This is a genomic window from Halomonas sp. RT37 (assembly GCF_040070525.1).
Taxonomy (GTDB): Bacteria; Pseudomonadota; Gammaproteobacteria; order Pseudomonadales; family Halomonadaceae; genus Halomonas; species Halomonas litopenaei.
Genome location: NZ_CP098827.1, coordinates 4,428,165 through 4,451,168, shown reverse-complemented (window position 1 = coordinate 4,451,168; position 23,004 = coordinate 4,428,165). Strand labels below are relative to the sequence as shown.

Genomic DNA, 23,004 nt, shown 5'->3' with positions numbered 1-23,004 from the left:
ACCCTCGGCCCATCCTGTCGCGCCGAGGCCTGTGGCGCGCCCGCGCCAGGTGTCAGCCGTCGCGGCTCACGCGAAAGATCGCGATCTCGCCAAACAGGTTGGGCCACAGCCGTGACAGCCGTCTACCTTCGTGGTCCTTGATGCCCACCGCGCGGTCGACGATGGTCACCCCCTTGTCACGACACAGCGCCTCGAAGTCATTGAACGTCGACAGGTGAATGTTGGGGGTGTCGTACCAGGCGTGGGGCAGCGACTTGGACACCGGCATGTAGCCGCGTAGTCCAAGATGGACCCGGTGGCGCCAGTAGGCGAAGTTGGGGAAGGTGATGATGCATTCCCGGGCCACCCGCAGCATTTCGTCGAGCATGCGGTCGGGGCGGCGCAGCGCCTGCAACGCCTGGGTCATGATCACCAGATCGCAGGCGTCATCCTCGAAGTTGGCGAGTCCTTCGTCGAGGTTCTGCTCGATGACGCTGACGCCCTTCTCGATACAGGCGGTGATGCCGTCAGGATCGATCTCCAGACCGTATCCGGTGACGCCCTTGTCGCGCGCCAGAGCGTGCAGCAGGGTGCCGTCACCGCAGGCCAGGTCGAGTACATGGGCGCCCTCGGGAATCCAGCCGTGAATCAGGGTGAGGTCAGAGCGCATGGTCGGCCTCCTGGCGTGACGGCAGCTTGAGGTCATCGGCGACGCGTCTCATGAAGCCGGCGAAGATCGCTTGATAGCGCGGCTCCGGCATCAGGAAGGCATCATGGCCGTGTGGCGAGTCGATATTGGCGTAGCTGACCGACTTGCCGGCACGAATCAAGGCGTTGACCAGCTCCTTGGAGCGTGACGGCGGGAAGCGCCAGTCGGTGCTGAAGCTGACCACCAGGAACGGACACTCAGCCGGGGCCAGGGCCTTGGCCAGGTCGCCCTGGTGGGACGAGGCCGGGTCGAAGTAGTCCAGCGCCTTGGTCATCAGCAGATAGGTGTTGGCGTCGAAGGAGGTGGAAAAGGCGTCGCCCTGGTAGCGCAGGTAGGACTCCACCTGGAACTCCACGTCGAAGCCGAAGTTGAGGTCTTCGCTGCGCAGATCGCGGCCGAACTTCGAACCCATGGCGTCTTCGGACAGATAGGTAATGTGGCCGACCATGCGTGCCAGCTTCAGTCCGCGACGGGGCAGGGTCTCGTGATCGGCGTAGTGGCCGTCGTGGAAGTCGGTGTCCGAGCGAATGGCCTGACGCGCGACCTCGTTGAAGGCGATGTTCTGCGCCGACAGCTTGGGCGTGGCGGCGATGACCACCGCGTTGGCGATGCGTTCCGGATAGGCCAGTGACCACTGCAGCACCTGCATGCCGCCCAGGCTGCCGCCGACGACGGCGGCGAAGCGGCTGATGCCCAGGCGATCGGCCAGGCGAACCTGGCTGTCGACCCAGTCGCAGACGGTGACCATGGGGAAGTCCGGCCCCCAGCGGCGGCCGGTGTCCGGGTTGATGCTGGAAGGCCCGGTGGAGCCGTGGCAGCCGCCGAGGTTATTCAGCGAGATGACGAAGAAACGATCGGTGTCGATGGACTTGCCGGGACCGATGTGGGCGTCCCACCAGCCTGGCTTGCGATCGGCCTCGTCATGATAACCCGCGGCGTGGTGGTGGCCGGACAGGGCATGGCAGATGAGGACCGCATTGCTGCGGTCCTGATTGAGGGTGCCGTAGGTCTCGTAGACCAGGTCGTAGGCCGGCAGCGTCTTGCCGCAGACCAGGGGCAGAGGGTCGTCGAAGTGCGCCACCTGCGGCGTCACCAGTCCGACCGAATCGCGAGTCGTCTCGGGCATCAGTCGTGTGTGTCCAGTGAAAGTTGGTGTTGTCGTGGCCGTGTACGCGAGCGTTGGTCGAGCCTAGAGCCCGACCAGCATCCCGGAGATACCGGCGGCCCGGACCAGCGAGCCCACCACGATGCCATCGATCAGGTTGATGCCGATGAACACCACGATGGGTGACAGGTCGAGCATCCCCAGCGGCGGAATCACCCGGCGTACCGGCGCCATGATCGGCTCCACCAGTTGCATCACCAGCAGCGCGCCGGGATGGCTGGCGTTGGGGGCGACCCAGCTGAGGATGATCATCACGATCAGCGCAAAGAAGTAGATCTTCAGGATCGCGCTGGCCAGGGCCGCGACGCCGGCGATGGCCAGGCCATCGAGCCTCGGCATGCCGACACCGGCCAGCTGCAGCAGGATGATGATGCTGATCACCTTGACCAGAAAGCCCGCGGCCAGGGTGGCCAGGTCAAAGCGGCCCATCACCGGGCCAAGCACGCTCTGGAAGGGACGCACCACCGGCTGGGTAATCTTGACCACCGACTGGCTCAAGGGGTTGTAGTAATCCGCCTTCGAGGCCTGCAGCAGAAAGCGCAGCATCAGCAGGAACAAGAAGATGTTGATCAGGGTGTTGACCAGCAGCAGGCCAGCGTTTCCCAGTTGACTGCCCATGTGGGCTCCTCCGTCTTTGATTAACCCTTGCCGAGTTCGGCAGACATTTCCTGGGCACGCTTGGCACAGGCTTGCATGGCGCCGTCGAGCGCCTGCCGCAGTCCTGCCTGCTCCAGATATTCGATGGCCCTCTCGGTGGTACCCCCCGGGGACATCACATTGCGTTTCAGTTCACCGGGATCACGGTCGCTCTGCATCGCCATCGAGGCGGCCCCGTAGGCGGTCTGCATCGCCAGTCGGCGAGCGCTTTCGGCGCTTAGCCCGAGTTTGACGGCGGCCTCTTCCATGGCCTCGAACATCAGGAAGAAGTAGGCCGGTGCACTACCCGAGACGGCGGTGACCGCTTCCAGCAGGGCTTCGTCTTCGACCCATTCGATGATGCCGACGGACGTCATCAGCTCGCCGACCAGGGCGCGCTGCTCGTCGCTGACGCGCGGGTTGGCATACAGCCCGGAGGCGCCGGCACCGACCAGCGACGGAGTGTTGGGCATGCAGCGGACCACCGCCAGGCCGCCACCCAGCCATTGTTCCAAGGTCTCGGCGCTGAGGCCAGCCGCCACCGACACGATCAGCGGCCGACGCTTTTGCACCGAATCCCGTAGAGTCTCGCACACCTGGCGCATGATCTGTGGCTTGACCGACAGTACGACCACGTCGGCGTGCTCGATCGCCGCCAGATTGTCGGTGGTGGTATGGATGCCCAGGCGCTCGGCGAGCGGCGCCAGGGTGGCGTCACGGGTGGCGGTGGCGGTGATGGCATCGGCTGGGTAGCCGCTGTGCACCATGCCGCCGAAGATGGCGCTGGCCATGTTGCCGGCGCCGATAAAGGTCACGTTGCTGGCCATGCGGGGCTCCTTGAAGGGTAGGGCATTGGATATTCGGACAAACAGGGTAGCGTCACCAGGCCTGTCGTGGCGACGGGCTCACTGGCGCGAGCCAAAGATCGCGGTGCCCAGGCGCACGATGGTGGCGCCCTCGGCGACGGCGGCCTCCAGGTCGGCACTCATGCCCATGGACAAGGTGTCCAGCGGTGCGTCCGGCAGCTCTCGACGCAGCGATGACAAGGCCTCGGCCAGTAGCCGGAAGGGCTCGCGCTGCGCTTCTGGGTCTTCGCTGGGGGCCGGGATGGCCATCAATCCGCGCAGACGCACGTGAGGCAGCGCCGCCGCCAGGCTCGCCAGCTCAGGCAGCTCCTCCAGGCTGACGCCTGATTTGGTTGCTTCGCCGCTGACGTTGACCTGCAGACAGATATTCAGTGCGGGAAGGCCATCCGGGCGCTGATCGCTCAGGCGCTGAGCGATCTTGGCACGATCGACACCATGTACCCAGTCGAAATGGCTGGCCACGTCACGTGTCTTGTTGGATTGCAGCGGTCCGATGAAGTGCCAGTGTATGCCAGGGCAGTCGCCCAGTTGGGCCTGTTTATCCAGCGCTTCCTGTAGATAGTTCTCGCCGAAGTCGCGCTGGCCCAGGGCATAGGCATCCCGGATCATGTCGGCTGGCTTGGTCTTGCTGACCGCCAGCAGCAGGGCCGCGTCGGGCGCTCTTCCCGCCTTTGCAAGTGCCTGATTCAGGCGTGTCCGGGCTTGGGTCAAGGATTCGGCAATCGTCGTGGTCATCGGCCTGGGTCTGTCCTATCGTGGGGCTCCCTGCCCCCGAGTCGGGGGTTCAAGCCTGGTAAGCCCATGGATATTACCGAACTGCTGGCACTCTCGGCAAAGCAGGGCGCCTCGGATCTGCACCTGTCGGCGGGACTGCCACCGGTGATGCGCGTCAATGGTGAACTGGAGCGTCTGCCTGGCCCGCCGATGGGCGATGGTCAGGTCAGATTGTTGCTCGAGTCGTTGATGGATGAGGAGCTGCGCGAGCAGTATTCGCGCACCCACGAGGCCGACTTTTCCCACCAGATACCGGGTCTGTCGCGTTATCGCGTCAATGCTTTCGTCCAGCAGCGCGGGGCGGCGGCGGTCCTGCGTACCATCCCCGATCGTATCCCGACGCTTTCGGAGCTGGGGATGGGCGAGATCTTCGAACGTCTTGTCGCCCTGCCGCGGGGCCTGGTACTGGTGACCGGGCCCACCGGGTCCGGCAAGAGCACTACGCTTGCGGCGATGATCGACCATATCAACCGCCACCGTCGCGACCATATCCTCACCATCGAGGATCCCATCGAGTTCATCCACCACAGCCAGCAGGCGCTGGTGTCCCAGCGTGAGGTACACCGCCACACCGAGGGCTTTGCCGTCGCCCTGCGCAGCGCCCTGCGCGAGGATCCCGACGTCATTCTGGTCGGAGAGATTCGCGACCTGGAAACGGCGCGCCTGGCCATGACCGCGGCCGAGACCGGGCATCTGGTATTTGCCACCCTGCATACCGCCTCCGCGGTCAAGACCATCGATCGGATCATCGATGCCTTCCCGGGTGATGAAAAGAATGCGGTGCGGACCATGCTGTCGGAGTCGTTGCAGGCGGTCGTCTCCCAGGCGCTGCTGCCCAGCAGCCGGGGCGGGCGAGTGGCGGCACGCGAGATCCTCTTGATCAATCAGGCGATCCGTCATCTGATCCGCGAGGACAAGTTGGCCCAGATCTACTCATCGATGCAGACCGGCGGCCAGGCCGGCATGCAGACCCTGGACGCCGACCTGGCGAGACTGGTGGCCTGTGGCGAGGTGGCGCCGGAGGATGCCCGGCGCCTGACGCGTGAATCTCTGGTCGATAGCGCGCCGAGCGCCGGCTGGAGCGGCGGGCAGAACGAGGGCTGGGTGAGCCCCCAGGGCGAAGGCTGGGGGTGAAGCGGTGGTTCAGAGCCAGTCGTTACCCTTTAGCGGGCGTAGAGCCCGCCGAGCACGCGCTCTGCGCTGGCGCCGGTGACCGACGGCAGGTTGCCGGGTTGCAGATTCAGTCGGGCATGGGCCAGCCAGGCAAAGGCGGCGGCTTCCAGCCAGTCGGCCGGCCAGCCCAGGGATTCGCTGTCCAGTAGAGTAGCCTCCGGCAGCTGGCGCGCAAGGCGTGCCAGCAGGTCCAGGTTGCGTGAACCGCCGCCGCAGGGCACCAGGTCGAGGGAGGCAGGGGCGGTAAAGTGCTCCCGCGCCATCTCGATGCCCAGGGCGACGCTGGTGGCAGTGAGTTCCGCCAGGGTGGCCTGGACGTCCTGTGGTGACTCTGAACCGTTCAACTGCGCCTCTGCCCAGTCGAGAGAGAACAGCTCACGCCCGGTGCTGCGAGGCGGTGGGCGGTGAAAGTAGGGCTCTGCCAGCCAACGCTCGAGCAGCGCGGTATCCACCTGGCCGCCGGCAGCCCAATCGCCGTTGGCGTCGAAGTGGGTGCCGCGATGGCGTTGGTGCCAGGCGTCGAGCAGGGCATTGGCAGGCCCGGTGTCGAAGCCCAGTGGAGCACGCGGGTCCGAGGTCGGCGGCAGTAGCGTCAGGTTGGCGATGCCGCCAAGGTTCAGCACCAGCCGCCAGCGTTCGGGGTGGCGAAATACCTGCTGGTGGAAGATCGGTGCCAGTGGCGCGGCCTGACCACCTGCGGCCAGGTCGCGGCGGCGGAAGTCGGCGACCACGGCACAGCGAGTCAGCTCGGCCAGCCGGCTGGGATTGTCCAGTTGCAATGTATAGGGGGGCGAGCCTGGCTGGTGGCCGTAGGGGGCATGCTCGATGGTCTGCCCATGGCTACCGATGGCAGCGATGTCCTCGGGTTCAAGTCCCTGTTGCTCGAGCAATCGCTGGACTGCCTCGGCCTGGCACTGGCAGAAAGCCTCCTCGGCCCAGGCCAGGTCAGCAAAGCTGACCTGATCGGCGTGGGCCAGTTGCCACAGCCGCTCACGCAGAGCCTGCGGCATGGGAATGCCGACGCTGGCCTCCAGAGCTGCCGTGCCTGTGGCGTCAAAGCGCACCAGGGCGGCGTCGATCCCGTCCATGCTGGTGCCCGACATCAGTCCAATGAAGCGTTGCATGGGCCTTGTCATCTCAACCGGTGGAAAGGTTCATGGTAACATCCCCGCCACTGTCTATACCTGGCGCCGGCGCCGCGACGACGTGCCCCTGCTGACGGGGGCGTCGATGTCCGCGCAAGGGCCGATTGACCAAGCCAAGCCGAGCTGGAAAGCCGAATTGATAAGTGGAGTGAATACCATGAGCGATGTGGACGAGGCCCTTGCGCTGATTCAGCGCGGCACGCACGAGATTCTGCTGGAGGATGAGCTGAAGAAAAAGCTCGCTTCCGGGCGCAAGCTGAGAATCAAGGCGGGCTTCGATCCGACCGCGCCGGACCTGCACCTGGGCCACAGCGTACTGTTGACCAAGATGCGCCAGTTTCAGGATCTCGGCCACGAGGTCATCTTTCTGATCGGCGATTTCACCGGACGCATCGGTGACCCCACCGGCAAGAACGTCACCCGCAAGCCGCTGACCGAGGCCGAGGTCAAGGCCAACGCCCAGACCTACAAGGAGCAGGTGTTCAAGATCCTCGATCCCGACAAGACCGAGGTTCGCTTCAACGCCGAGTGGTTCTCCGAAATGAGCGCCGCTGACATGATCGAACTCGCCGGTCAGACCACCGTGGCGCGGATGCTCGAGCGCGATGACTTCGAAAAGCGCTACAAGGGTGGCCAGGCCATCTCGGTACACGAGTTCCTCTACCCGCTGGTCCAGGGCTATGACTCCGTCGCCTTGAAGGCTGACATCGAGCTGGGTGGAACCGACCAGAAGTTCAACCTTCTGATGGGCCGCGAGGTGCAGAAGCACTTCGGTCTCGAGCCCCAGGTCGTCATTACCATGCCGCTGCTGGAAGGCCTCGACGGCGTGCAGAAGATGTCCAAGTCGCTGGGCAACTATGTCGGCGTCGACGAAGCGCCGGGGGCGATGTTCAACAAGCTGGTATCGATGCCCGACAGCCTGATGTGGCGCTATTTCGAACTCTTGTCGCTCAAGGACAATGCCGCCATCGAGGATCTGCGCGCGCGGATCGAGCGCGGTGACAACCCTCGTGACATCAAGATGGAGCTGGCGCGCGAGCTGATTGCCCGCTATCACGGTGATGAAGCGGCGGCGAACGCACACCGAAGCGCCGGTAACCAGTTGGCGGAAGGTGAGCTGCCCGAAGACCTGCCCGAGGTCGAGGTGGTCTTTGAAGGCAGCGATCAGGCGCCGATTGCGGCAGTGCTCAATCGCTCGGGACTTGCCAACAACAGCGCCCAGGCCAAGGACATGCTGGGTAATGGGCGTGTGCGCGTCGATGGCGAAGTGGTGGCCAAGGATCTGATGCTGGCGCTCGGCCAGAGCTATGTCATCCAGGCCGGCAAGAAGCGTTACGCCAGAGTGACGCTGCGCGGCTGATCCGCCGGTGTGACCATCGCTTCCGGGACGCTCGCCACTGGCGGGCGTCCTTCGTTTTGCCACCCGCCTGCCTGCGACCTGTCCACAGGCGGGTGCGAGAAGATGGCTGTGGGTAACATGAAGGCGCGAGTCGTGGGGCAGGCGAAGGCCAGGGCTGGCGCAGCAAGGGTGGCTTGGCAACGACAGGCGAGGCTTCCGGGGGCGCAGCGGGAAGTGAAAGGACAGGCCGGCTCGCTGCACCAATCAGCTATGGAGTACTGGTCTGGAATAGCGCAGTAGAGACGTGAAGTAGGGGGTGGGTGTTGGAGGCTTCTGGCTCATGACGATGTGATGACGCCGGCGTGAAATTTTTTTACACGAAGTGCTTGCCAAGGCCGGCCCCGATCCGTAAAGTACGCATCCGCTGCCGGCGACGAGCAAACGTCACAGGCGGTGAAGGGTGGTAAAGTGATTGTTTTGAAAAGGCTTTTTCAAGTCTTCGAAAAATTCTCCATTTGACGGGCAACGAGAAATCGGTAAAATGCTCGCCACTCGATCGGAGTCGCCAAAACGGCATCGCAGGATGCGCGTCAGGCTCGCTTCGCTTTCTCTTGGGTCCTGCAGGCATCGCTTGCACGGCGAAAAAAGAAAGCCTTGACGAAACGCTTCGATTCTGTAGAATACGCCTTCCTCGCAGGGCGCTGTGACAAGGGCTCGGGTTAACGATTCGGGCTGCGGCGCAGCAAAGCGAGACGCTCTTTAATAATTTGATCAGGTAATTCATGTGGGCGCTTGCCGATGAGTCAGTGGCACTGTCACTGAAATATCAAGGCAAGCGACTCGTCAAACGAGACGTTTGAACCTTGAGCCAAGTTTGGTCCGCTTAACGGACTATCAGGCTTTAAACTGAAGAGTTTGATCATGGCTCAGATTGAACGCTGGCGGCAGGCCTAACACATGCAAGTCGAGCGGAAACGATCCTAGCTTGCTAGGAGGCGTCGAGCGGCGGACGGGTGAGTAATGCATAGGAATCTGCCCGGTAGTGGGGGATAACCTGGGGAAACCCAGGCTAATACCGCATACGCCCTACGGGGGAAAGCAGGGGATCTTCGGACCTTGCGCTATCGGATGAGCCTATGTCGGATTAGCTAGTTGGTGAGGTAACGGCTCACCAAGGCTGCGATCCGTAGCTGGTCTGAGAGGATGATCAGCCACATCGGGACTGAGACACGGCCCGAACTCCTACGGGAGGCAGCAGTGGGGAATATTGGACAATGGGCGAAAGCCTGATCCAGCCATGCCGCGTGTGTGAAGAAGGCCTTCGGGTTGTAAAGCACTTTCAGTGAGGAAGAAAGCCTTGAGGTTAATACCCTCGAGGGAGGACATCACTCACAGAAGAAGCACCGGCTAACTCCGTGCCAGCAGCCGCGGTAATACGGAGGGTGCGAGCGTTAATCGGAATTACTGGGCGTAAAGCGCGCGTAGGCGGCTTGATAAGCCGGTTGTGAAAGCCCCGGGCTCAACCTGGGAACGGCATCCGGAACTGTCAGGCTAGAGTGCAGGAGAGGAAGGTAGAATTCCCGGTGTAGCGGTGAAATGCGTAGAGATCGGGAGGAATACCAGTGGCGAAGGCGGCCTTCTGGACTGACACTGACGCTGAGGTGCGAAAGCGTGGGTAGCAAACAGGATTAGATACCCTGGTAGTCCACGCCGTAAACGATGTCGACTAGCCGTTGGGCTCCTTGAGAGCTTTGTGGCGCAGTTAACGCGATAAGTCGACCGCCTGGGGAGTACGGCCGCAAGGTTAAAACTCAAATGAATTGACGGGGGCCCGCACAAGCGGTGGAGCATGTGGTTTAATTCGATGCAACGCGAAGAACCTTACCTACCCTTGACATCGAGAGAACTTTCCAGAGATGGATTGGTGCCTTCGGGAGCTCTCAGACAGGTGCTGCATGGCTGTCGTCAGCTCGTGTTGTGAAATGTTGGGTTAAGTCCCGTAACGAGCGCAACCCTTGTCCCTATTTGCCAGCGATTCGGTCGGGAACTCTAGGGAGACTGCCGGTGACAAACCGGAGGAAGGTGGGGACGACGTCAAGTCATCATGGCCCTTACGGGTAGGGCTACACACGTGCTACAATGGCCGGTACAATGGGTTGCGAATCCGCGAGGTGGAGCTAATCCCATAAAGCCGGTCTCAGTCCGGATCGGAGTCTGCAACTCGACTCCGTGAAGTCGGAATCGCTAGTAATCGTGAATCAGAATGTCACGGTGAATACGTTCCCGGGCCTTGTACACACCGCCCGTCACACCATGGGAGTGGACTGCACCAGAAGTGGTTAGCCTAACTTCGGAGGGCGATCACCACGGTGTGGTTCATGACTGGGGTGAAGTCGTAACAAGGTAGCCGTAGGGGAACCTGCGGCTGGATCACCTCCTTAAACGACACGTCATCTGACTGTCGGTAAGTGCTCACAATGAATTACCTGATCAAGCAAGAGTAGCGACTGAAGGGTCAACGCTCGAGGCTAGAGTAGCTGGACCCTTGTAGTATGGGGCCATAGCTCAGCTGGGAGAGCGCCTGCCTTGCACGCAGGAGGTCAGCGGTTCGATCCCGCTTGGCTCCACCATTTCTCGATTTCGAGTAAAACAGTCGTCAAGTTCTAAGCAAGATACTTGTTCGCCATCAGGCGGTATCAAGTCTCTCGCTTAGAGCTTTTGCTCTAACGCTCTTTAACAATGTATATCATGCTGACAAAGTAAGATACGTTTCAAGCGTATCCGGCAATTGTCGTGACATCATCGATTGACAGACCCTTTGGGGTTATATGGTCAAGCGATGAAGCGCATACGGTGGATGCCTAGGCAGTCAGAGGCGATGAAAGACGTGGAAGCCTGCGATAAGGTTCGGCGAGGTGGCAAACGACCTGCGACCCGGACATCTCTGAATGGGGAAACCCACCCAAGGTAACTTGGGTATCTCATGTTGAATATATAGACATGAGAGGCGAACCGGGGGAACTGAAACATCTAAGTACCCCGAGGAAAAGAAATCAACCGAGATTCCCCTAGTAGCGGCGAGCGAACGGGGACCAGCCCTTAAGCAACACAACTGGTAGGTGAACAGATTGGGAAATCTGGCCATAGTGGGTGATAGCCCCGTAACCGAAACCTGAGTGTTGTGAAATCGAGTAGGTCGAGGCACGTGAAACCTTGACTGAAGACGGGGGGACCATCCTCCAAGGCTAAATACTCCTGACTGACCGATAGTGAACCAGTACCGTGAGGGAAAGGCGAAAAGAACCCCGGAGAGGGGAGTGAAATAGATCCTGAAACCGTATGCGTACAAGCAGTGGGAGCCAACTTGTTTGGTGACCGCGTACCTTTTGTATAATGGGTCAGCGACTTATTTTCAGTGGCGAGCTTAACCGTATAGGGGAGGCGTAGAGAAATCGAGTCTTAACTGGGCGACCAGTCGCTGGAAATAGACCCGAAACCGGGCGATCTATCCATGAGCAGGTTGAAGGTTGAGTAACATCAACTGGAGGACCGAACCAGGATCTGTTGAAAAAGATTTGGATGACTTGTGGATCGGAGTGAAAGGCTAATCAAGCCCGGAGATAGCTGGTTCTCCTCGAAAGCTATTTAGGTAGCGCCTCACGTATCACCGCCGGGGGTAGAGCACTGTTTCGGCTAGGGGGTCATCCCGACTTACCAACCCGAGGCAAACTCCGAATACCGGTGAGTGCAAGCGTGGGAGACACACAGCGGGTGCTAACGTCCGTTGTGAAAAGGGAAACAACCCAGACCGTCAGCTAAGGTCCCGAAATCCTGGTTAAGTGGGAAACGATGTGGGAAGGCTTAGACAGCTAGGAGGTTGGCTTAGAAGCAGCCATCCTTTAAAGAAAGCGTAATAGCTCACTAGTCGAGTCGGCCTGCGCGGAAGATGTAACGGGGCTCAAACCAGGTACCGAAGCTACGGGTTCGCCGAATGGCGAGCGGTAGAGGAGCGTCGTGTAAGCCGATGAAGGTGTGTTGAGAAGCATGCTGGAGGTATCACGAGTGCGAATGCTGACATGAGTAACGACAAGGGGAGTGAAAAACTCCCCCGCCGGAAGACCAAGGGTTTCTGTTCGACGCTAATCGGAGCAGAGTGAGTCGGCCCCTAAGGCGAGGCCGAAAGGCGTAGTCGATGGGAAACGGGTCAATATTCCCGTACCTCACAGTATTGCGATGGGGGGACGAAGAAGGCTAGGTGAGCCAGGCGTTGGTTGTCCTGGTGAAAGCCGGTAGGCTGAGGATTCAGGTAAATCCGGATCCTTAAGGCCGAGAGGCGAGACGAACTGACTACGGTCAGGAAGTCATCGATGCCACGCTTCCAGGAAAAGCCTCTAAGCTTCAGATACTGTGAGACCGTACCCCAAACCGACACAGGTGGTCAGGTAGAGAATACCAAGGCGCTTGAGAGAACTCGGGTGAAGGAACTAGGCAAAATGGTGCCGTAACTTCGGGAGAAGGCACGCCGCATTAGGGTGAAGGTCCTCGCGACCGGAGCCTGACGCGGTCGAAGATACCAGGTGGCTGCAACTGTTTATTAAAAACACAGCACTCTGCAAACGCGCAAGCGGACGTATAGGGTGTGACGCCTGCCCGGTGCCGGAAGGTTAAGTGATGGTGTTAGCTCACGCGAAGCTCCTGATCGAAGCCCCGGTAAACGGCGGCCGTAACTATAACGGTCCTAAGGTAGCGAAATTCCTTGTCGGGTAAGTTCCGACCTGCACGAATGGCGTAATGATGGCCACGCTGTCTCCACCCGAGACTCAGTGAAATTGAAATCGCAGTGAAGATGCTGTGTACCCGCGGCTAGACGGAAAGACCCCGTGAACCTTTACTACAGCTTCACACTGGACGCTGATGTTGCTTGTGTAGGATAGCTGGGAGGCTTTGAAACCCTGTCGCCAGATGGGGTGGAGCCAACCTTGAAATACCAGCCTGGCATCATTGGCGTTCTAACTCAGGACCGTAATCCGGTTCGAGGACCGTGTGTGGTGGGTAGTTTGACTGGGGCGGTCTCCTCCCAAAGAGTAACGGAGGAGCACGAAGGTACCCTCAGCACGGTTGGAAATCGTGCAGTGAGTGCAAGAGCATAAGGGTGCTTAACTGCGAGACAGACACGTCGAGCAGATACGAAAGTAGGTTCTAGTGATCCGGTGGTTCTGTATGGAAGGGCCATCGCTCAACGGATAAAAGGTACTCCGGGGATAACAGGCTGATACCGCCCAAGAGTTCACATCGACGGCGGTGTTTGGCACCTCGATGTCGGCTCATCACATCCTGGGGCTGAAGTCGGTCCCAAGGGTATGGCTGTTCGCCATTTAAAGTGGTACGCGAGCTGGGTTTAGAACGTCGTGAGACAGTTCGGTCCCTATCTGCCGTGGGCGTTGGAGATTTGAGAAGCGCTGCTCCTAGTACGAGAGGACCGGAGTGGACGTACCTCTGGTGTTCCGGTTGTCACGCCAGTGGCATTGCCGGGTAGCTATGTACGGACGGGATAACCGCTGAAAGCATCTAAGCGGGAAGCCCCCTTCAAGATGAGATCTCCCTGAGGCCTTGAGCCTCCTAAAGGACCCAGCAAGACCAGCTGGTTGATAGGCCGGGTGTGGAAGCGCTGCAAGGCGTTGAGCTAACCGGTACTAATGGTCCGTGAGGCTTGACCATATAACACCCAAAGGGTTTTGGTCGATGATGTCTCGAATCAATTGACGGATACGATGAAACGTATCGTCAGCATGATATACATTGCCTTTTTCCGCCTGACGACCATAGCGAGTGGGAACCACCTGATCCCTTGCCGAACTCAGAAGTGAAACCGCTCAGCGCCGATGGTAGTGTGGGGTCTCCCCATGCGAGAGTAGGTCATCGTCAGGCATTTATTCAGAAGAAGCCCAATTCCGAGAGGAGTTGGGCTTTTTCGTATGCATGGGGCAGACCCCGCTCTTTATATGTGGGGCCGCACTGCGTGCGGTCCGGCCGCTCGCAGGCTCGCGTCGTTCGTCCCCCCTTGCAGCTTCGCTGCAAAAGCTCGGGGTGACTCACCCCCATGCGAGCGACCTTGCTGTCTAAGCGTCATCGTCAGGCATTTATTCAGAAGTAAGCCCGATTATCGAGAGATAGTCGGGCCTTCTTTTTGTAAAGAGCGCATGCATGGCTCTCTACAAGTTCAGCCCCGCTTTTTATATGTGGGGCCGCGCCGCCGCCCCCGAGGTGTGGTCCGGCCTGGCTCTTCTCAAGGGCGGGCTCGCGTCGTTCGTCCCCCCTTGCAGCTTCGCTGCAAACCCTGGGGTGACTCACCCCCATGCGAGCGACCTTGTTGTCTAAGCGTCATCGTCAGGCATTTATTCAGAAGTAGGCCCGATTATCGAGAGATAGTCGGGCCTTCTTTTTGTAAAGAGCGCATGCATGGCTCTCTACAAGTTCAGCCCCGCTTTTTATTTGTGGGGCCGCGCCGCCGCCCCCGCGGTGCGGTCCGGCCTGGCTCTTCTCAAGGGGGGGGCTCGCGTCGTTCGTCCCCCTTGCAGCTTCGCTGCAGCCCTTGTGAAGAGCGCTGGGGTGACTCACCCCCATGCGAGCGGACTTGTTGTCTAAGCGTCATCGTCAGGCATTTATTCAGAAGAAGCCCAATTCCAGGAGGAGTTGGGCCTTCGTTTTGTAAAGTCTGGTCATCGAGCAGCTGAGCCAGCGCTATCACCAGAATCTTCCACCAGAAGGGGAGAGTGGCGACCGACAAACTTGATTTAGGCTTGTGCGATACGCGGGTTGAAGCACGGCGGCTGGACCTCCATCTTGTACAAGCACGTGACAGATAAAGTCGATTGTCTAATTTATCGATCCATGGAGGATGTCATGACGCAGCAAGTGGAAGGCAAACGTGTCGCGATTCTCGCCACCCACGGTTTCGAGGAGTCGGAGCTGGCGGTACCCAAGGCGAAGCTTCAGCAGCAGGGCATCGTGGTGCACGTGGTCTCCCCGGAGGCCAAGGGCATCAAGGCCTGGGCAGAAAACGACTGGGGTGACACCTACGACGTCGACGTGGCCCTGGATGATGTCAGCGAACATGACTATCACGCTCTGGTGTTGCCTGGCGGCCTGTTCAATCCCGACGCCCTGCGCCAGGACGAGAAGGCCTTGAGCTTCGTCAATGCTTTCTTCCAGGCTCACAAGCCGGTGGCAGCGATCTGCCACGCCCCCTGGATCCTGATCAACGCCGGGGTGGTCGAAGGTCGCAGGCTGACCTCCTACCCGAGTGTCGAACAGGATCTGCGCAATGCAGGCGCCGACTGGGTCGACGAGCAGGTAGTGGTGGATAACGGCCTGGTGACCAGCCGTAAGCCTGATGATCTGGATATCTTCTGCCACAAGCTGGTCGAGGAAATCCACGAAGGGCGTCACGAGAAGCAGCACGCCTGACGCTGTTCGATACAGCAACCTGGCGGAACGCAACAGGCCCCCGGCGACTTGGTCGCCGGGGGCCTGTTGCGTGTTGAGGTGGTGTTGGCTGGTGATGTAGCCGAGCCAGTTCGACGGGCTCGTTCGAAGGGCTGGTTCGACGGGCCTATTTGACGGTGGAAGAAGCGTTCATTGATGGAGTGACCGAATCGGTCTGTTCCTCGCCAGTGGGCTCGATGCGCTTTACGCCGAACCAGCCGGTCCAGGGCCCGATCATGGCCAGCAGGATCGAGAAGACGATACCCAGGTAATTGAACAGCGCCCATGGAGCGTAGTCCAGGGTGGCGACACCCAGGGTGCCTGCCATGTAGACGGCGGAGACGGTCCAGGGGGCCAGTGGCTCGGGAATCATGCCGCCGTCTTCCATGCTGCGCGACAGATTGAGCTGGTGCAGGCCTCGCTTGCGATATTGCTCGGCGAACAGCTCACGGGTCAAAAAGAAGGTTACGTAGCTGTTGCCGGTGGCCAGGATGATGGTGCTGCTGGCCGCCAGCGAGGCCAGGATAGTGCCGCGGGCGGAGCGCACGTAGGCCAGGCTGCGATCGAGCACGACCTTGAGGATGCCGGCTGCCTCCAGCGCCGAGGCAAGAAGAAGGCGCACAGCGCGAACAGCACTGCTCCGTGCATGCTGTAGAGCCCGCCACGGTTCAGCAGGCTGACCAGTGCCGGGGGCAGGGTGGCGACGTCCAGGCCCGGGTTGAAGCCGGCCAGCAGGCTGACGTTGAAGCCCGATACTGCGGCCTTGGCCACCGCCTCGGGGCTGGCACCCTGGAGCAGTATCGCCAGCAGGGCGGCGCAGGCCGAGGCCAGGAACAGTACCACTAGGGTCGGCTTCTTGCGCACCGAGCCGAACAGCACGATGGCTACCGGCAGCAGCAACAGGAGGTTCAGCTGATAGAGCCCGCCGATGGTCTCGGCGCTGGCGGCGATGGCCTCCGGGGTGCCCTCTGCCAGGTCCATGTTGAGGCCGAGTATCAGGTAGACCACAGCGGCCACCACGCTGGCGGGCAGTGAGGTGTACATCAGGTGGCGGATGTGTCGGTACAGGTCTTCGCCTACCACCATGGAAGCCATGATGGTGGTGTCCGACAGCGGCGACAGCTTGTCGCCGAAGTAGGCGCCCGAGAGCACCGCGCCGGCGGTGATCGCCAGGTTGATGTCCATGGCCGCGGCGATGCCCATGATGGCCACCCCCAGGGTCCCGGCGGAGCCCCAGGAGGTGCCGGTGAAGGTGGAGACGATGGCGGTGCCGAAGAACGCCATGACGTACAGGTAGCGGGGATCGATCAGCTCCAGGCCATGGTAGATGAAGTAGGGAATGGTGCCCGAGATCATCCAGGTGCCGATGATGATACCGATGCTGTAGAGCACCAGTAGCGCGGACAGGGCGGTGCGTACCTTGTTGCCCATGATGTCCATGACGCCTTCCCAGGTCCCGCCGTGCAGCAGACTGAACAGGGTGGCGGCGGCGCCCAGGGTGATCAGCACCAGTTCGGTGGGTAGGCCCGCCACCACGATGCCGTAGACGATGGCGAAGGCGATGGCGGTCAGCAGGATCAGGGATGGAACAAGTCCAGGTTGTCGTTGTATGGCTGGCATGGGATGTCCTCCTCGTGGTGATCAGCGTTCGAGCGCGGCGAACCCCCGCTCGAGGTCGTCGATGATGTCGTCGATGTGTTCAAGCCCGATGGCCAGGCGAATCAGCGGTTGTCCGCTGCCGTCGGGGCGCATGGGAGACAGCGCAAGACTTTCGTAGCCGCCCCAGCTGACGCCGATACGCATCAGTTCGAGGGCGTCGATGAAGTTCGCGATGCGCGAGTAGCTGGGGTGGTGAAGCGCAAAGCTGAGCAGGCCCGAATGGCCGTGCAGCTGGCGGGCGGCCCAGTCGGCGGCGGCGCCTTTGGCGAGGCTCGGGTGATGCACCGCTGCGACCTGCGGGTGGTCAGCGAGAAAACGGGCGACCGCCAAGGCGTTGCGCTGATGCTCGGCCATGCGCACCGGCAGGGTGCGTAGACCGCGCAGGATCAGCGAGGCGCTGTGGGGCGACAGGGCGGCCCCCAGCAACTGGTGACCGTTGGCGAAGAGCCTGTCGATCAGCTCGGCGTCGGCGATGACTGCGCCGCCGACCACGTCGCTGTGCCCGCCGATGTACTTCGACAGCGAGTGCACCACCACATCGATGCCGTGGGTAAGCGGCTTCTGGAACAGCGGGGTGGCCCAGGTGTTGTCGATCAGCGTGAGGATGCCGCGTTTCCGGGCGATGGCGGAGATAGCCTCGAGCTCTGCCAGCTCCATGCGCAGTGACGACGGACTCTCGATGTAGATCAGGCGGGTCTCGGGCCGCAGGTGGTCGGTCAGTTGCTGGTCACCGGCGATACCGTCGTGGCTGACGCCGTAGCGGGCCATATGGTCGAGCAACTCGACGCTCGGCCCGTAGGTCTGGTTGATGCGCAGGACGTGGTCGCCGTGCTTCAGCAGCGAGAATAGCGTGGCGGAGATGGCGCCCATGCCGGAGGCAAAGGCCTTGCATGCCTGGCCACGTTCCAGCGCCGCCAGCTTGTCCTCCAGCAACTTGACGGTGGGATTGAGCCCGCGGCTATAGATGAAGCGTTCGCGTTCGGCCAGCTGTGCGCGGCTGAAGCTTTCGAGGTCCGGGAAGGTGAAGATGCTCGTCTGGTAGACGGGAGGTGCCACGGCGCCGTGATGATCCTGGCGCTGTTCGAAGGCGTGACTACAGATATGGCGATCCTGTGGGTCCACGGTGCGGTCTCCGCAAGCAGGGTGGATTGAGCTATCAGCCTGTCTGATAGCTAAGCTAGCACGGCCCTGCTGGCCCCACAATTGATCCAGAAGAGGTTTGCCGTTACCGTCGATCAGTCCCCTGGACGCCTTTCCTTCCTGGATGCCAACGTCATGAAACGACTCTACTTATCGGACACCGTCGCCGGAGAGATCAGCGCCTATATCGCCAAAGAGCAGTTGGCGCCGGGGGCGCGCCTACCCTCGGTGGGGGAGTGGATGGAGCGCCTGAAGGTAGGTCGATCTACCCTCCGGGAGGGCCTCAAGAAGCTCCAGGCCGAGGGCATCATCGAGGTGGTCAACGGCAAGGGGATCTTCGTCAGCGAACAGCGGACCTTTCAACTGCTGGCCAGTCTTGGCATCCACGACGCCAGGGCGCATCTGCTGGAGATGCTCGAGGTTCGCCAGGCGCTGGAGGCTCAGGCCATCCTGCTGGCCGTGCGGCACGCCGAAGAGGCCGCCTTCGAGGCCATGGCCGGCCACCTGGATGACTATCGACGTGCTCGGGCGAGGGAGGATTTCCTCGCGGTCAGCGAGGCCGACGCGGCTTTTCACCTGGCGATCTATCAGGCCTGCGGCAATCGCGTGCTGGTTGGGCTGATCCAGATGATGCACGACGAGCTGTACCTGTCCTGGGACTCGCCGGACGATCGTCATGAAGTGTTTGACGCAAGTTTTGCCCACCACGAAGACCTGCTCGAGGCCATGCGGCGGCGTGATGAGCAGGCCGCTCTGGCCGCCTTCGACAGCCTGGTCGGTGCCACGCGCAAGAGCGTCGAGGCCATGGTGTCGTGAAGACGCCGGCCTGGTGGCTGGTTCGTTGCGCCTGCAGCAATAGCGTACAGGGCGGGCTTCGCCCATCAGATCTTGCTGCTTCGATGCAGCAAGCAGCGAAGCAGTGGCCGGTCAGTAGGCGGCTGGCATTGGCGTTGTGGAGGACTTTCGAGTCCAGGCTCGGGCATTGTCCGCGTGGCTGCAATCGAGCAGAGTGGCGGACGCTTGCATGGTGCCATTTTCCTTTTGCTTGCCACCGCCCGTCGGTGCTCGTAACACCTGGAGGAGTTGCTCAGAGGCACACCCACAGGAGTGTTGCAGACGCGTGGATTTCCGGCGACAGGCGACATTCGATAGACTATGCCCTTTTCCCGTGGAAGGGGCGAGGGATGACCATTGGTGAGCTGATTCGGCTGTTGAGTGACGGCGAGTTCCACTCCGGCCAGCAGCTGGGGGAAAAGCTGGGCGTGTCGCGGGCGGCGGTGTGGAAGCAGCTGCGCAAGCTTGAGGATCTCGGCATCCCCATGGAGGCGGTCAAGGGGCAGGGGTATCGGCTAGCCGAACCCCTTGAGCTGCTCGATGGGCCCTCGGTGGTAGCCGCGTTGTCACGCGAGTCGCGTCGGCACCTCTCGCGCCTCTTCGTGGAAGACACCCTGCCCTCGAGCAACGAGTTCCTGCGCGAGCGTTTTCGTCAGGGAGCAGGGCACGCTGAGGCCTGCCTGGTCGAACAGCAGAGCGCCGGCCGTGGGCGGCGCGGGCGCACCTGGACGACCCCCTGGGGGCGCACGCTGATGTGCTCCGTGGGCTGGCGCTTCGATTCGGGTGTCGCTGCCCTGGAAGGCCTCAGCCTGGCCATCGGTGTGGTGCTGGCCCAGGTGCTGGAACGCCATGGGCTCAAGCCCGGGCTGAAGTGGCCCAACGATGTGCTGTTGCCCTTGGGTCCGCAAGGGGCGGCTCAGCAAGGATTGGATGAGCAGGCAGCGACCGGGCAGGGGGCGGGTCAGCAGGGCTTTGGCAAGCTGGCCGGTATTCTGGTTGAGATGAGCGGTGACGCCGCCGGCCCCTGTGAGGTGGTGCTCGGCATGGGCATCAACGTGGATCTGCCGGAGAGCTTCCGGGCGAAGATCGATCAGCCGGTCGCTTGTGTGCATGATCAGGCTCCGGGGCTATCCCGTAACGTGCTGGCGGCCGAATTGCTGGACGGTCTGCTGGGCATGCTGGCAGGTTTCGAGGAGCAGGGGTTCGATGCCTGGCGCGACGCCTGGAACGCACGTCACGCCTTTGCCGGTTGGGACATCGAGATCATTCGAGGGGAGCAGCGCGAGCTGGCCCAGGCAGGAGACGTGGATGGCAGTGGCAATCTCTGGGTGCGCAAGGGCGTTGACGGAGAGCGGCAAGAGCGCCTGGTGGGAGGAGAGATCAGCGTGCGGGCTCGCCCATGATTCTTGATCTGGATATCGGCAATACCCTGTCCAAGTGGCGCCTGAAGGACGCTGACAGCAGCGAGATTCGCTCCAGGGGCGCGGTGTGGACCCGGGAGGAGTGGAAGCCCGGGTCGGACATTCCCGACCTCGACGTGGTCGAGACGGTGCGCATTTCCAGTGTAGCGAGGCGTTCGGTGCTGGCGCAGACCGAGTCGCTGCTCAAGGACCGGGTGCGTTCGGTGCACGTGGCGCGTTCCTGCCACGAAGCGCTGGGCGTCACCAACGGCTATCACGAGCCGGGTCGACTGGGCGTGGATCGCTGGATGGGGGTGCTGGCGGGCTATCAGCTTGCCGGTGCCAGCTGCACGGTGGACTGTGGCAGTGCCATCACTATCGACTTCGTGCTGCCAGGCGGGCGTCATCTCGGGGGGTACATCCTGCCGGGGCTGCGTCTGATGAAAGAAAGCCTGAAGCTGGGCACCCGCAACGTGGCCATCGACCCGGACAGCGAGGCAGACGAGCTGCTCGCTCCTGGGCGGCGCACGGTAGAGGCGGTCAATCACGGTATCTACATGGCCGCTGTCAGCGCGGTCAATCGGATCTACAGCGAGGTCTGTGATCGTGAAGGGGTGGCGCTACCCATGCTGGTCACCGGCGGCGATGCCAGGGTGGTGTCTCGTGGTATTCGCGTACCCCACGCGATCTGGCCGGACATGGTCTACGCCGGCCTTGAAGCGTGCTTCCCTCTGACGGCAGCAGAACGTGCCGGCAAGATGGCGGGGGCGCCGGTGCCGCCGGCTCCGGTGGCGCTGGAAAAGATCCGCGCGGGGTTGGCGTTTTCGATGCTGCTGTGACCGTGGTTTTCCGGTGCGCCGTAAAAAAAAGCCTATGGAAGCCTTGCGTTATCCATTCTGCTTTGACACAATGCGCCGCGTTCCGAGGTACAGCGACCCGCGGGTTGCAGGCTGCCGTCGAGACAGGTTGTAAGAGTTTTGCGTGCAGCTTGATTCTTTTAAAACAACCACTTGACTTCTCGGAGCAGGGCGATAAAATACGTCGCCAGTTGGAGGGGTTCCCGAGTGGCCAAAGGGAGCAGACTGTAAATCTGCCGCGAAAGCTTCGAAGGTTCGAATCCTTCCCCCTCCACCAGATTTTGATCGACCAGAGTTGTGGTTTCTGGTTGATGCGGAGCAGGCGGTCGGACGCTGCCAGGCTGGTTTGGGTTCGGTGGGCTTTGCTTCAGCAAAGAAGGTTTAGTACCGATTTTGCGGGCATAGTTCAATGGTAGAACCTCAGCCTTCCAAGCTGATGATGCGGGTTCGATCCCCGCTGCCCGCTCCAGAGTTCAGGCAATGTGAGTCGTTGGATTGCCGAAGAGTGCGCTCATGTAGCTCAGGGGTAGAGCACACCCTTGGTAAGGGTGAGGTCGACGGTTCAAATCCGTCCATGAGCTCCATCTAAGAAAAGCGAGCCTAGGCTCGCTTTTTCTTTCTCCGCCGCGTCTGCAGGGCGGAGGGGGTTGCCAGGCGAGATCCGTTTCGCTATCATGGCGCCCGCTGTTGCAGAGGCTGCCCGCAAAGGGTGGTTTGCATCGAGTACAGGCCAGTAGCTCAATTGGCAGAGCAGCGGTCTCCAAAACCGCAGGTTGGGGGTTCGATTCCCTCCTGGCCTGCCAGTCTTCCCCAGGCTGGCAGTTTTTTATATACTTTCGTGTTTCGATTGCCGCGCCCTGAGGAGTCTCGTTTTCATGAAGCATAACGCCGAGGTGCAGGAGTCGCGCCACGACGGGCTCAAGTGGGCGGTTGTCGTCGTTCTTCTGGTGCTGGCCGTCGTTGGCAACACCTACTTTGCCGACCAGCCGCTTCTGTATCGTGTTCTGGGCGTTGTTGCCCTGTCTGTCGTTGCTGCCCTGGTCGCATTGACCACCACCAAGGGGCGTGAATTGGTGGAGCTGGCGCAGAGCGCCAGGAAGGAAATTCAACGTGTCGTCTGGCCGACGCGCCCCGAGACCATCCAGACCACCGCCATCGTGCTGGTGGCTGTGCTGGTGGTCGGGCTGCTGCTCTGGTTGATCGACACGCTGCTCAGCTGGGCGATGTCCGGCGTCATCGGTTAGGAGTCTTCATGTCCAAGCGTTGGTACGTCGTCCACGCCTACTCCGGCTTCGAGAAGCACGTCATGCGCTCGCTGATCGAGCGTGTGAAGATGCACGGCATGGAAGATCTCTTTGGTGAGATTCTGGTGCCGACCGAAGAAGTCGTCGAGATGCGTGACGGCAAGCGCCGCAAGAGTGAGCGCAAGTTCTATCCCGGCTACGTGCTGGTCGAGATGGAAATGGTCGACGAGACCTGGCACCTGGTCAACGAGACGCCCCGTGTCATGGGCTTTATCGGCGGGACCAAGGAGAAGCCGGCGGCGATCACTCAGCGCGAGGCCGACGCCATTCTCAGTCGCGTCAGGGATGGGGCCGAAAAGCCGCGTCCCAAGACCATGTTCGAGCCCGGTCAGTCGGTGCGCGTCATCGATGGCCCCTTCGCCGATTTCAACGGCGTGGTCGAAGAGGTCAACTACGACAAGAGTCGTCTGCAGGTCAGCGTGCTGATCTTCGGGCGCGCCACTCCCGTCGAGCTGGAGTTTTCCCAGGTCGAGAAGGAGTAGGTCGACAAGTTTCTTACGGTGGGTCTGCTCAGGCAGGCCCACCGTCATGTGCTGAAA

The 23,004-nt window shown here is 61.3% G+C and carries 17 protein-coding genes, 5 tRNA genes and 3 rRNA genes; 16 read left to right on the top strand and 9 right to left on the bottom strand.

Features of this window, described 5'->3' with window-relative positions; all coding sequences use genetic code 11:
- Window positions 1-52 precede the first annotated feature (52 nt).
- The 5 genes from metW to NFG58_RS19385 form a co-directional block, all read right to left on the bottom strand.
- On the bottom strand, window positions 53-649 hold the full coding sequence (gene metW, locus NFG58_RS19405; protein WP_045993286.1) for a methionine biosynthesis protein MetW: 597 nt from the start codon (window positions 647-649) through the stop codon (window positions 53-55).
- Complete coding sequence (locus tag NFG58_RS19400) at window positions 639-1,814, bottom strand: homoserine O-acetyltransferase (protein ID WP_045993285.1); 1,176 nt, start codon at window positions 1,812-1,814, stop codon at window positions 639-641. The genes metW and NFG58_RS19400 overlap by 11 nt, the downstream gene beginning before the upstream one ends.
- Before the next feature lie 63 nt (window positions 1,815-1,877).
- Complete coding sequence (locus tag NFG58_RS19395; protein WP_045993284.1) at window positions 1,878-2,471, bottom strand: YggT family protein; 594 nt, start codon at window positions 2,469-2,471, stop codon at window positions 1,878-1,880.
- Window positions 2,472-2,491: 20 nt separating this feature from the next.
- Window positions 2,492-3,316, bottom strand: coding sequence for a pyrroline-5-carboxylate reductase (gene proC, locus NFG58_RS19390; protein WP_108132181.1), 825 nt, complete (start codon window positions 3,314-3,316; stop codon window positions 2,492-2,494).
- Between the two features lie 78 nt (window positions 3,317-3,394).
- Window positions 3,395-4,090 carry a YggS family pyridoxal phosphate-dependent enzyme gene (locus tag NFG58_RS19385; RefSeq protein WP_045993282.1) on the bottom strand — a complete coding sequence of 232 codons (696 nt, stop codon included), beginning with the start codon at window positions 4,088-4,090 and terminating at the stop codon, window positions 3,395-3,397.
- Between the two features lie 66 nt (window positions 4,091-4,156).
- On the opposite strand from NFG58_RS19385, the gene NFG58_RS19380 reads away from it, so the two are divergent.
- On the top strand, window positions 4,157-5,263 hold the full coding sequence (locus tag NFG58_RS19380) for a type IV pilus twitching motility protein PilT (protein ID WP_213229420.1): 1,107 nt from the start codon (window positions 4,157-4,159) through the stop codon (window positions 5,261-5,263).
- Window positions 5,264-5,292: 29 nt separating this feature from the next.
- On the opposite strand, the gene NFG58_RS19375 is transcribed toward NFG58_RS19380, so the two are convergent.
- Window positions 5,293-6,426, bottom strand: coding sequence for an anhydro-N-acetylmuramic acid kinase (locus NFG58_RS19375; protein WP_348827186.1), 1,134 nt, complete (start codon window positions 6,424-6,426; stop codon window positions 5,293-5,295).
- A 178-nt stretch (window positions 6,427-6,604) separates the two neighbouring features.
- Here NFG58_RS19375 and tyrS point away from each other — a divergent pair, with 178 nt between their 5' ends.
- From tyrS to NFG58_RS19345, 6 genes are all read left to right on the top strand, one after another.
- Window positions 6,605-7,807 (top strand): tyrosine--tRNA ligase, encoded by a 1,203-nt coding sequence (gene tyrS, locus NFG58_RS19370; protein WP_045993280.1) that lies wholly within the window; start codon window positions 6,605-6,607, stop codon window positions 7,805-7,807.
- A gap of 882 nt (window positions 7,808-8,689) precedes the next feature.
- Window positions 8,690-10,227: ribosomal RNA gene (locus tag NFG58_RS19365) — 16S ribosomal RNA — on the top strand.
- Between the two features lie 113 nt (window positions 10,228-10,340).
- Window positions 10,341-10,416: transfer RNA gene (locus NFG58_RS19360), tRNA-Ala, on the top strand.
- 200 nt (window positions 10,417-10,616) lie between these two features.
- Window positions 10,617-13,504 (top strand): 23S ribosomal RNA (locus NFG58_RS19355).
- A 94-nt stretch (window positions 13,505-13,598) separates the two neighbouring features.
- Window positions 13,599-13,714: ribosomal RNA gene (rrf, locus tag NFG58_RS19350) — 5S ribosomal RNA — on the top strand.
- Together the 16S, 23S and 5S rRNA genes with 1 tRNA gene alongside form the textbook arrangement of a ribosomal RNA operon.
- 975 nt (window positions 13,715-14,689) lie before the next feature.
- Window positions 14,690-15,253, top strand: coding sequence for a type 1 glutamine amidotransferase domain-containing protein (locus NFG58_RS19345; protein ID WP_108449166.1), 564 nt, complete (start codon window positions 14,690-14,692; stop codon window positions 15,251-15,253).
- A 145-nt stretch (window positions 15,254-15,398) separates the two neighbouring features.
- Here NFG58_RS19345 and NFG58_RS19340 read toward each other — a convergent pair whose 3' ends face one another.
- From NFG58_RS19340 to NFG58_RS19330, 3 genes are read right to left on the bottom strand one after another with little or no spacing between them, the layout of a single operon-like run.
- Window positions 15,399-15,842, bottom strand: coding sequence for a Na+/H+ antiporter NhaC family protein (locus NFG58_RS19340; protein WP_348827185.1), 444 nt, complete (start codon window positions 15,840-15,842; stop codon window positions 15,399-15,401).
- Window positions 15,737-16,891 carry a Na+/H+ antiporter NhaC family protein gene (locus tag NFG58_RS19335; protein ID WP_348827184.1) on the bottom strand — a complete coding sequence of 385 codons (1,155 nt, stop codon included), beginning with the start codon at window positions 16,889-16,891 and terminating at the stop codon, window positions 15,737-15,739. Before NFG58_RS19335 ends, NFG58_RS19340 begins: the two co-directional genes overlap by 106 nt.
- A 21-nt stretch (window positions 16,892-16,912) precedes the next feature.
- Window positions 16,913-18,052, bottom strand: a complete 1,140-nt coding sequence (locus tag NFG58_RS19330; RefSeq protein ID WP_348827183.1) for an aminotransferase class I/II-fold pyridoxal phosphate-dependent enzyme — start codon at window positions 18,050-18,052, stop codon at window positions 16,913-16,915.
- A gap of 153 nt (window positions 18,053-18,205) precedes the next feature.
- Here NFG58_RS19330 and NFG58_RS19325 point away from each other — a divergent pair, with 153 nt between their 5' ends.
- The 9 genes from NFG58_RS19325 to nusG all read left to right on the top strand — a co-directional run bounded on the left by NFG58_RS19325 (window position 18,206) and on the right by nusG (window position 22,947).
- The gene (locus tag NFG58_RS19325; protein ID WP_348827182.1) at window positions 18,206-18,886 is read left to right on the top strand and encodes an FCD domain-containing protein; all 681 of its coding nucleotides are present in this window, start codon (window positions 18,206-18,208) and stop codon (window positions 18,884-18,886) included.
- 368 nt (window positions 18,887-19,254) lie between these two features.
- Entirely contained in the window at window positions 19,255-20,307 is a 1,053-nt protein-coding gene (locus tag NFG58_RS19320) for a biotin--[acetyl-CoA-carboxylase] ligase (RefSeq protein ID WP_348827181.1), read from the top strand.
- A complete protein-coding gene (locus tag NFG58_RS19315; RefSeq protein WP_045990874.1) occupies window positions 20,304-21,143 on the top strand; it encodes a type III pantothenate kinase in 840 nt (279 codons plus the stop codon). The genes NFG58_RS19320 and NFG58_RS19315 overlap by 4 nt, the downstream gene beginning before the upstream one ends.
- A 211-nt stretch (window positions 21,144-21,354) precedes the next feature.
- Window positions 21,355-21,438 (top strand) — tRNA-Tyr (locus tag NFG58_RS19310).
- A 118-nt stretch (window positions 21,439-21,556) separates the two neighbouring features.
- Window positions 21,557-21,630: transfer RNA gene (locus NFG58_RS19305), tRNA-Gly, on the top strand.
- A 40-nt stretch (window positions 21,631-21,670) separates the two neighbouring features.
- A tRNA-Thr gene (locus NFG58_RS19300) sits at window positions 21,671-21,745 on the top strand.
- 143 nt (window positions 21,746-21,888) lie between these two features.
- Window positions 21,889-21,964: transfer RNA gene (locus tag NFG58_RS19295), tRNA-Trp, on the top strand.
- Window positions 21,965-22,036: 72 nt separating this feature from the next.
- The gene (gene secE, locus NFG58_RS19290) at window positions 22,037-22,405 is read left to right on the top strand and encodes a preprotein translocase subunit SecE (RefSeq protein ID WP_045990873.1); all 369 of its coding nucleotides are present in this window, start codon (window positions 22,037-22,039) and stop codon (window positions 22,403-22,405) included.
- Window positions 22,406-22,413: 8 nt separating this feature from the next.
- On the top strand, window positions 22,414-22,947 hold the full coding sequence (gene nusG, locus NFG58_RS19285; protein WP_045990872.1) for a transcription termination/antitermination protein NusG: 534 nt from the start codon (window positions 22,414-22,416) through the stop codon (window positions 22,945-22,947).
- Window positions 22,948-23,004 lie beyond the last annotated feature (57 nt).

What these genes read in the sequence shown, in the direction of transcription:
- metW (WP_045993286.1), bottom strand. Translation starts at nt 649, where the DNA reads ATGCGCTCTGACCTCACCCTGATTCACGGCTGGATTCCCGAGGGCGCC.
- NFG58_RS19400 (WP_045993285.1), bottom strand. Translation starts at nt 1,814, where the DNA reads ATGCCCGAGACGACTCGCGATTCGGTCGGACTGGTGACGCCGCAGGTG.
- NFG58_RS19395 (WP_045993284.1), bottom strand. Translation starts at nt 2,471, where the DNA reads ATGGGCAGTCAACTGGGAAACGCTGGCCTGCTGCTGGTCAACACCCTG.
- proC (WP_108132181.1), bottom strand. Translation starts at nt 3,316, where the DNA reads ATGGCCAGCAACGTGACCTTTATCGGCGCCGGCAACATGGCCAGCGCC.
- NFG58_RS19385 (WP_045993282.1), bottom strand. Translation starts at nt 4,090, where the DNA reads ATGACCACGACGATTGCCGAATCCTTGACCCAAGCCCGGACACGCCTG.
- NFG58_RS19380 (WP_213229420.1), top strand. Translation starts at nt 4,157, where the DNA reads ATGGATATTACCGAACTGCTGGCACTCTCGGCAAAGCAGGGCGCCTCG.
- NFG58_RS19375 (WP_348827186.1), bottom strand. Translation starts at nt 6,426, where the DNA reads ATGCAACGCTTCATTGGACTGATGTCGGGCACCAGCATGGACGGGATC.
- tyrS (WP_045993280.1), top strand. Translation starts at nt 6,605, where the DNA reads ATGAGCGATGTGGACGAGGCCCTTGCGCTGATTCAGCGCGGCACGCAC.
- NFG58_RS19345 (WP_108449166.1), top strand. Translation starts at nt 14,690, where the DNA reads ATGACGCAGCAAGTGGAAGGCAAACGTGTCGCGATTCTCGCCACCCAC.
- NFG58_RS19335 (WP_348827184.1), bottom strand. Translation starts at nt 16,891, where the DNA reads ATGCCAGCCATACAACGACAACCTGGACTTGTTCCATCCCTGATCCTG.
- NFG58_RS19325 (WP_348827182.1), top strand. Translation starts at nt 18,206, where the DNA reads ATGAAACGACTCTACTTATCGGACACCGTCGCCGGAGAGATCAGCGCC.
- NFG58_RS19320 (WP_348827181.1), top strand. Translation starts at nt 19,255, where the DNA reads ATGACCATTGGTGAGCTGATTCGGCTGTTGAGTGACGGCGAGTTCCAC.
- NFG58_RS19315 (WP_045990874.1), top strand. Translation starts at nt 20,304, where the DNA reads ATGATTCTTGATCTGGATATCGGCAATACCCTGTCCAAGTGGCGCCTG.
- secE (WP_045990873.1), top strand. Translation starts at nt 22,037, where the DNA reads ATGAAGCATAACGCCGAGGTGCAGGAGTCGCGCCACGACGGGCTCAAG.
- nusG (WP_045990872.1), top strand. Translation starts at nt 22,414, where the DNA reads ATGTCCAAGCGTTGGTACGTCGTCCACGCCTACTCCGGCTTCGAGAAG.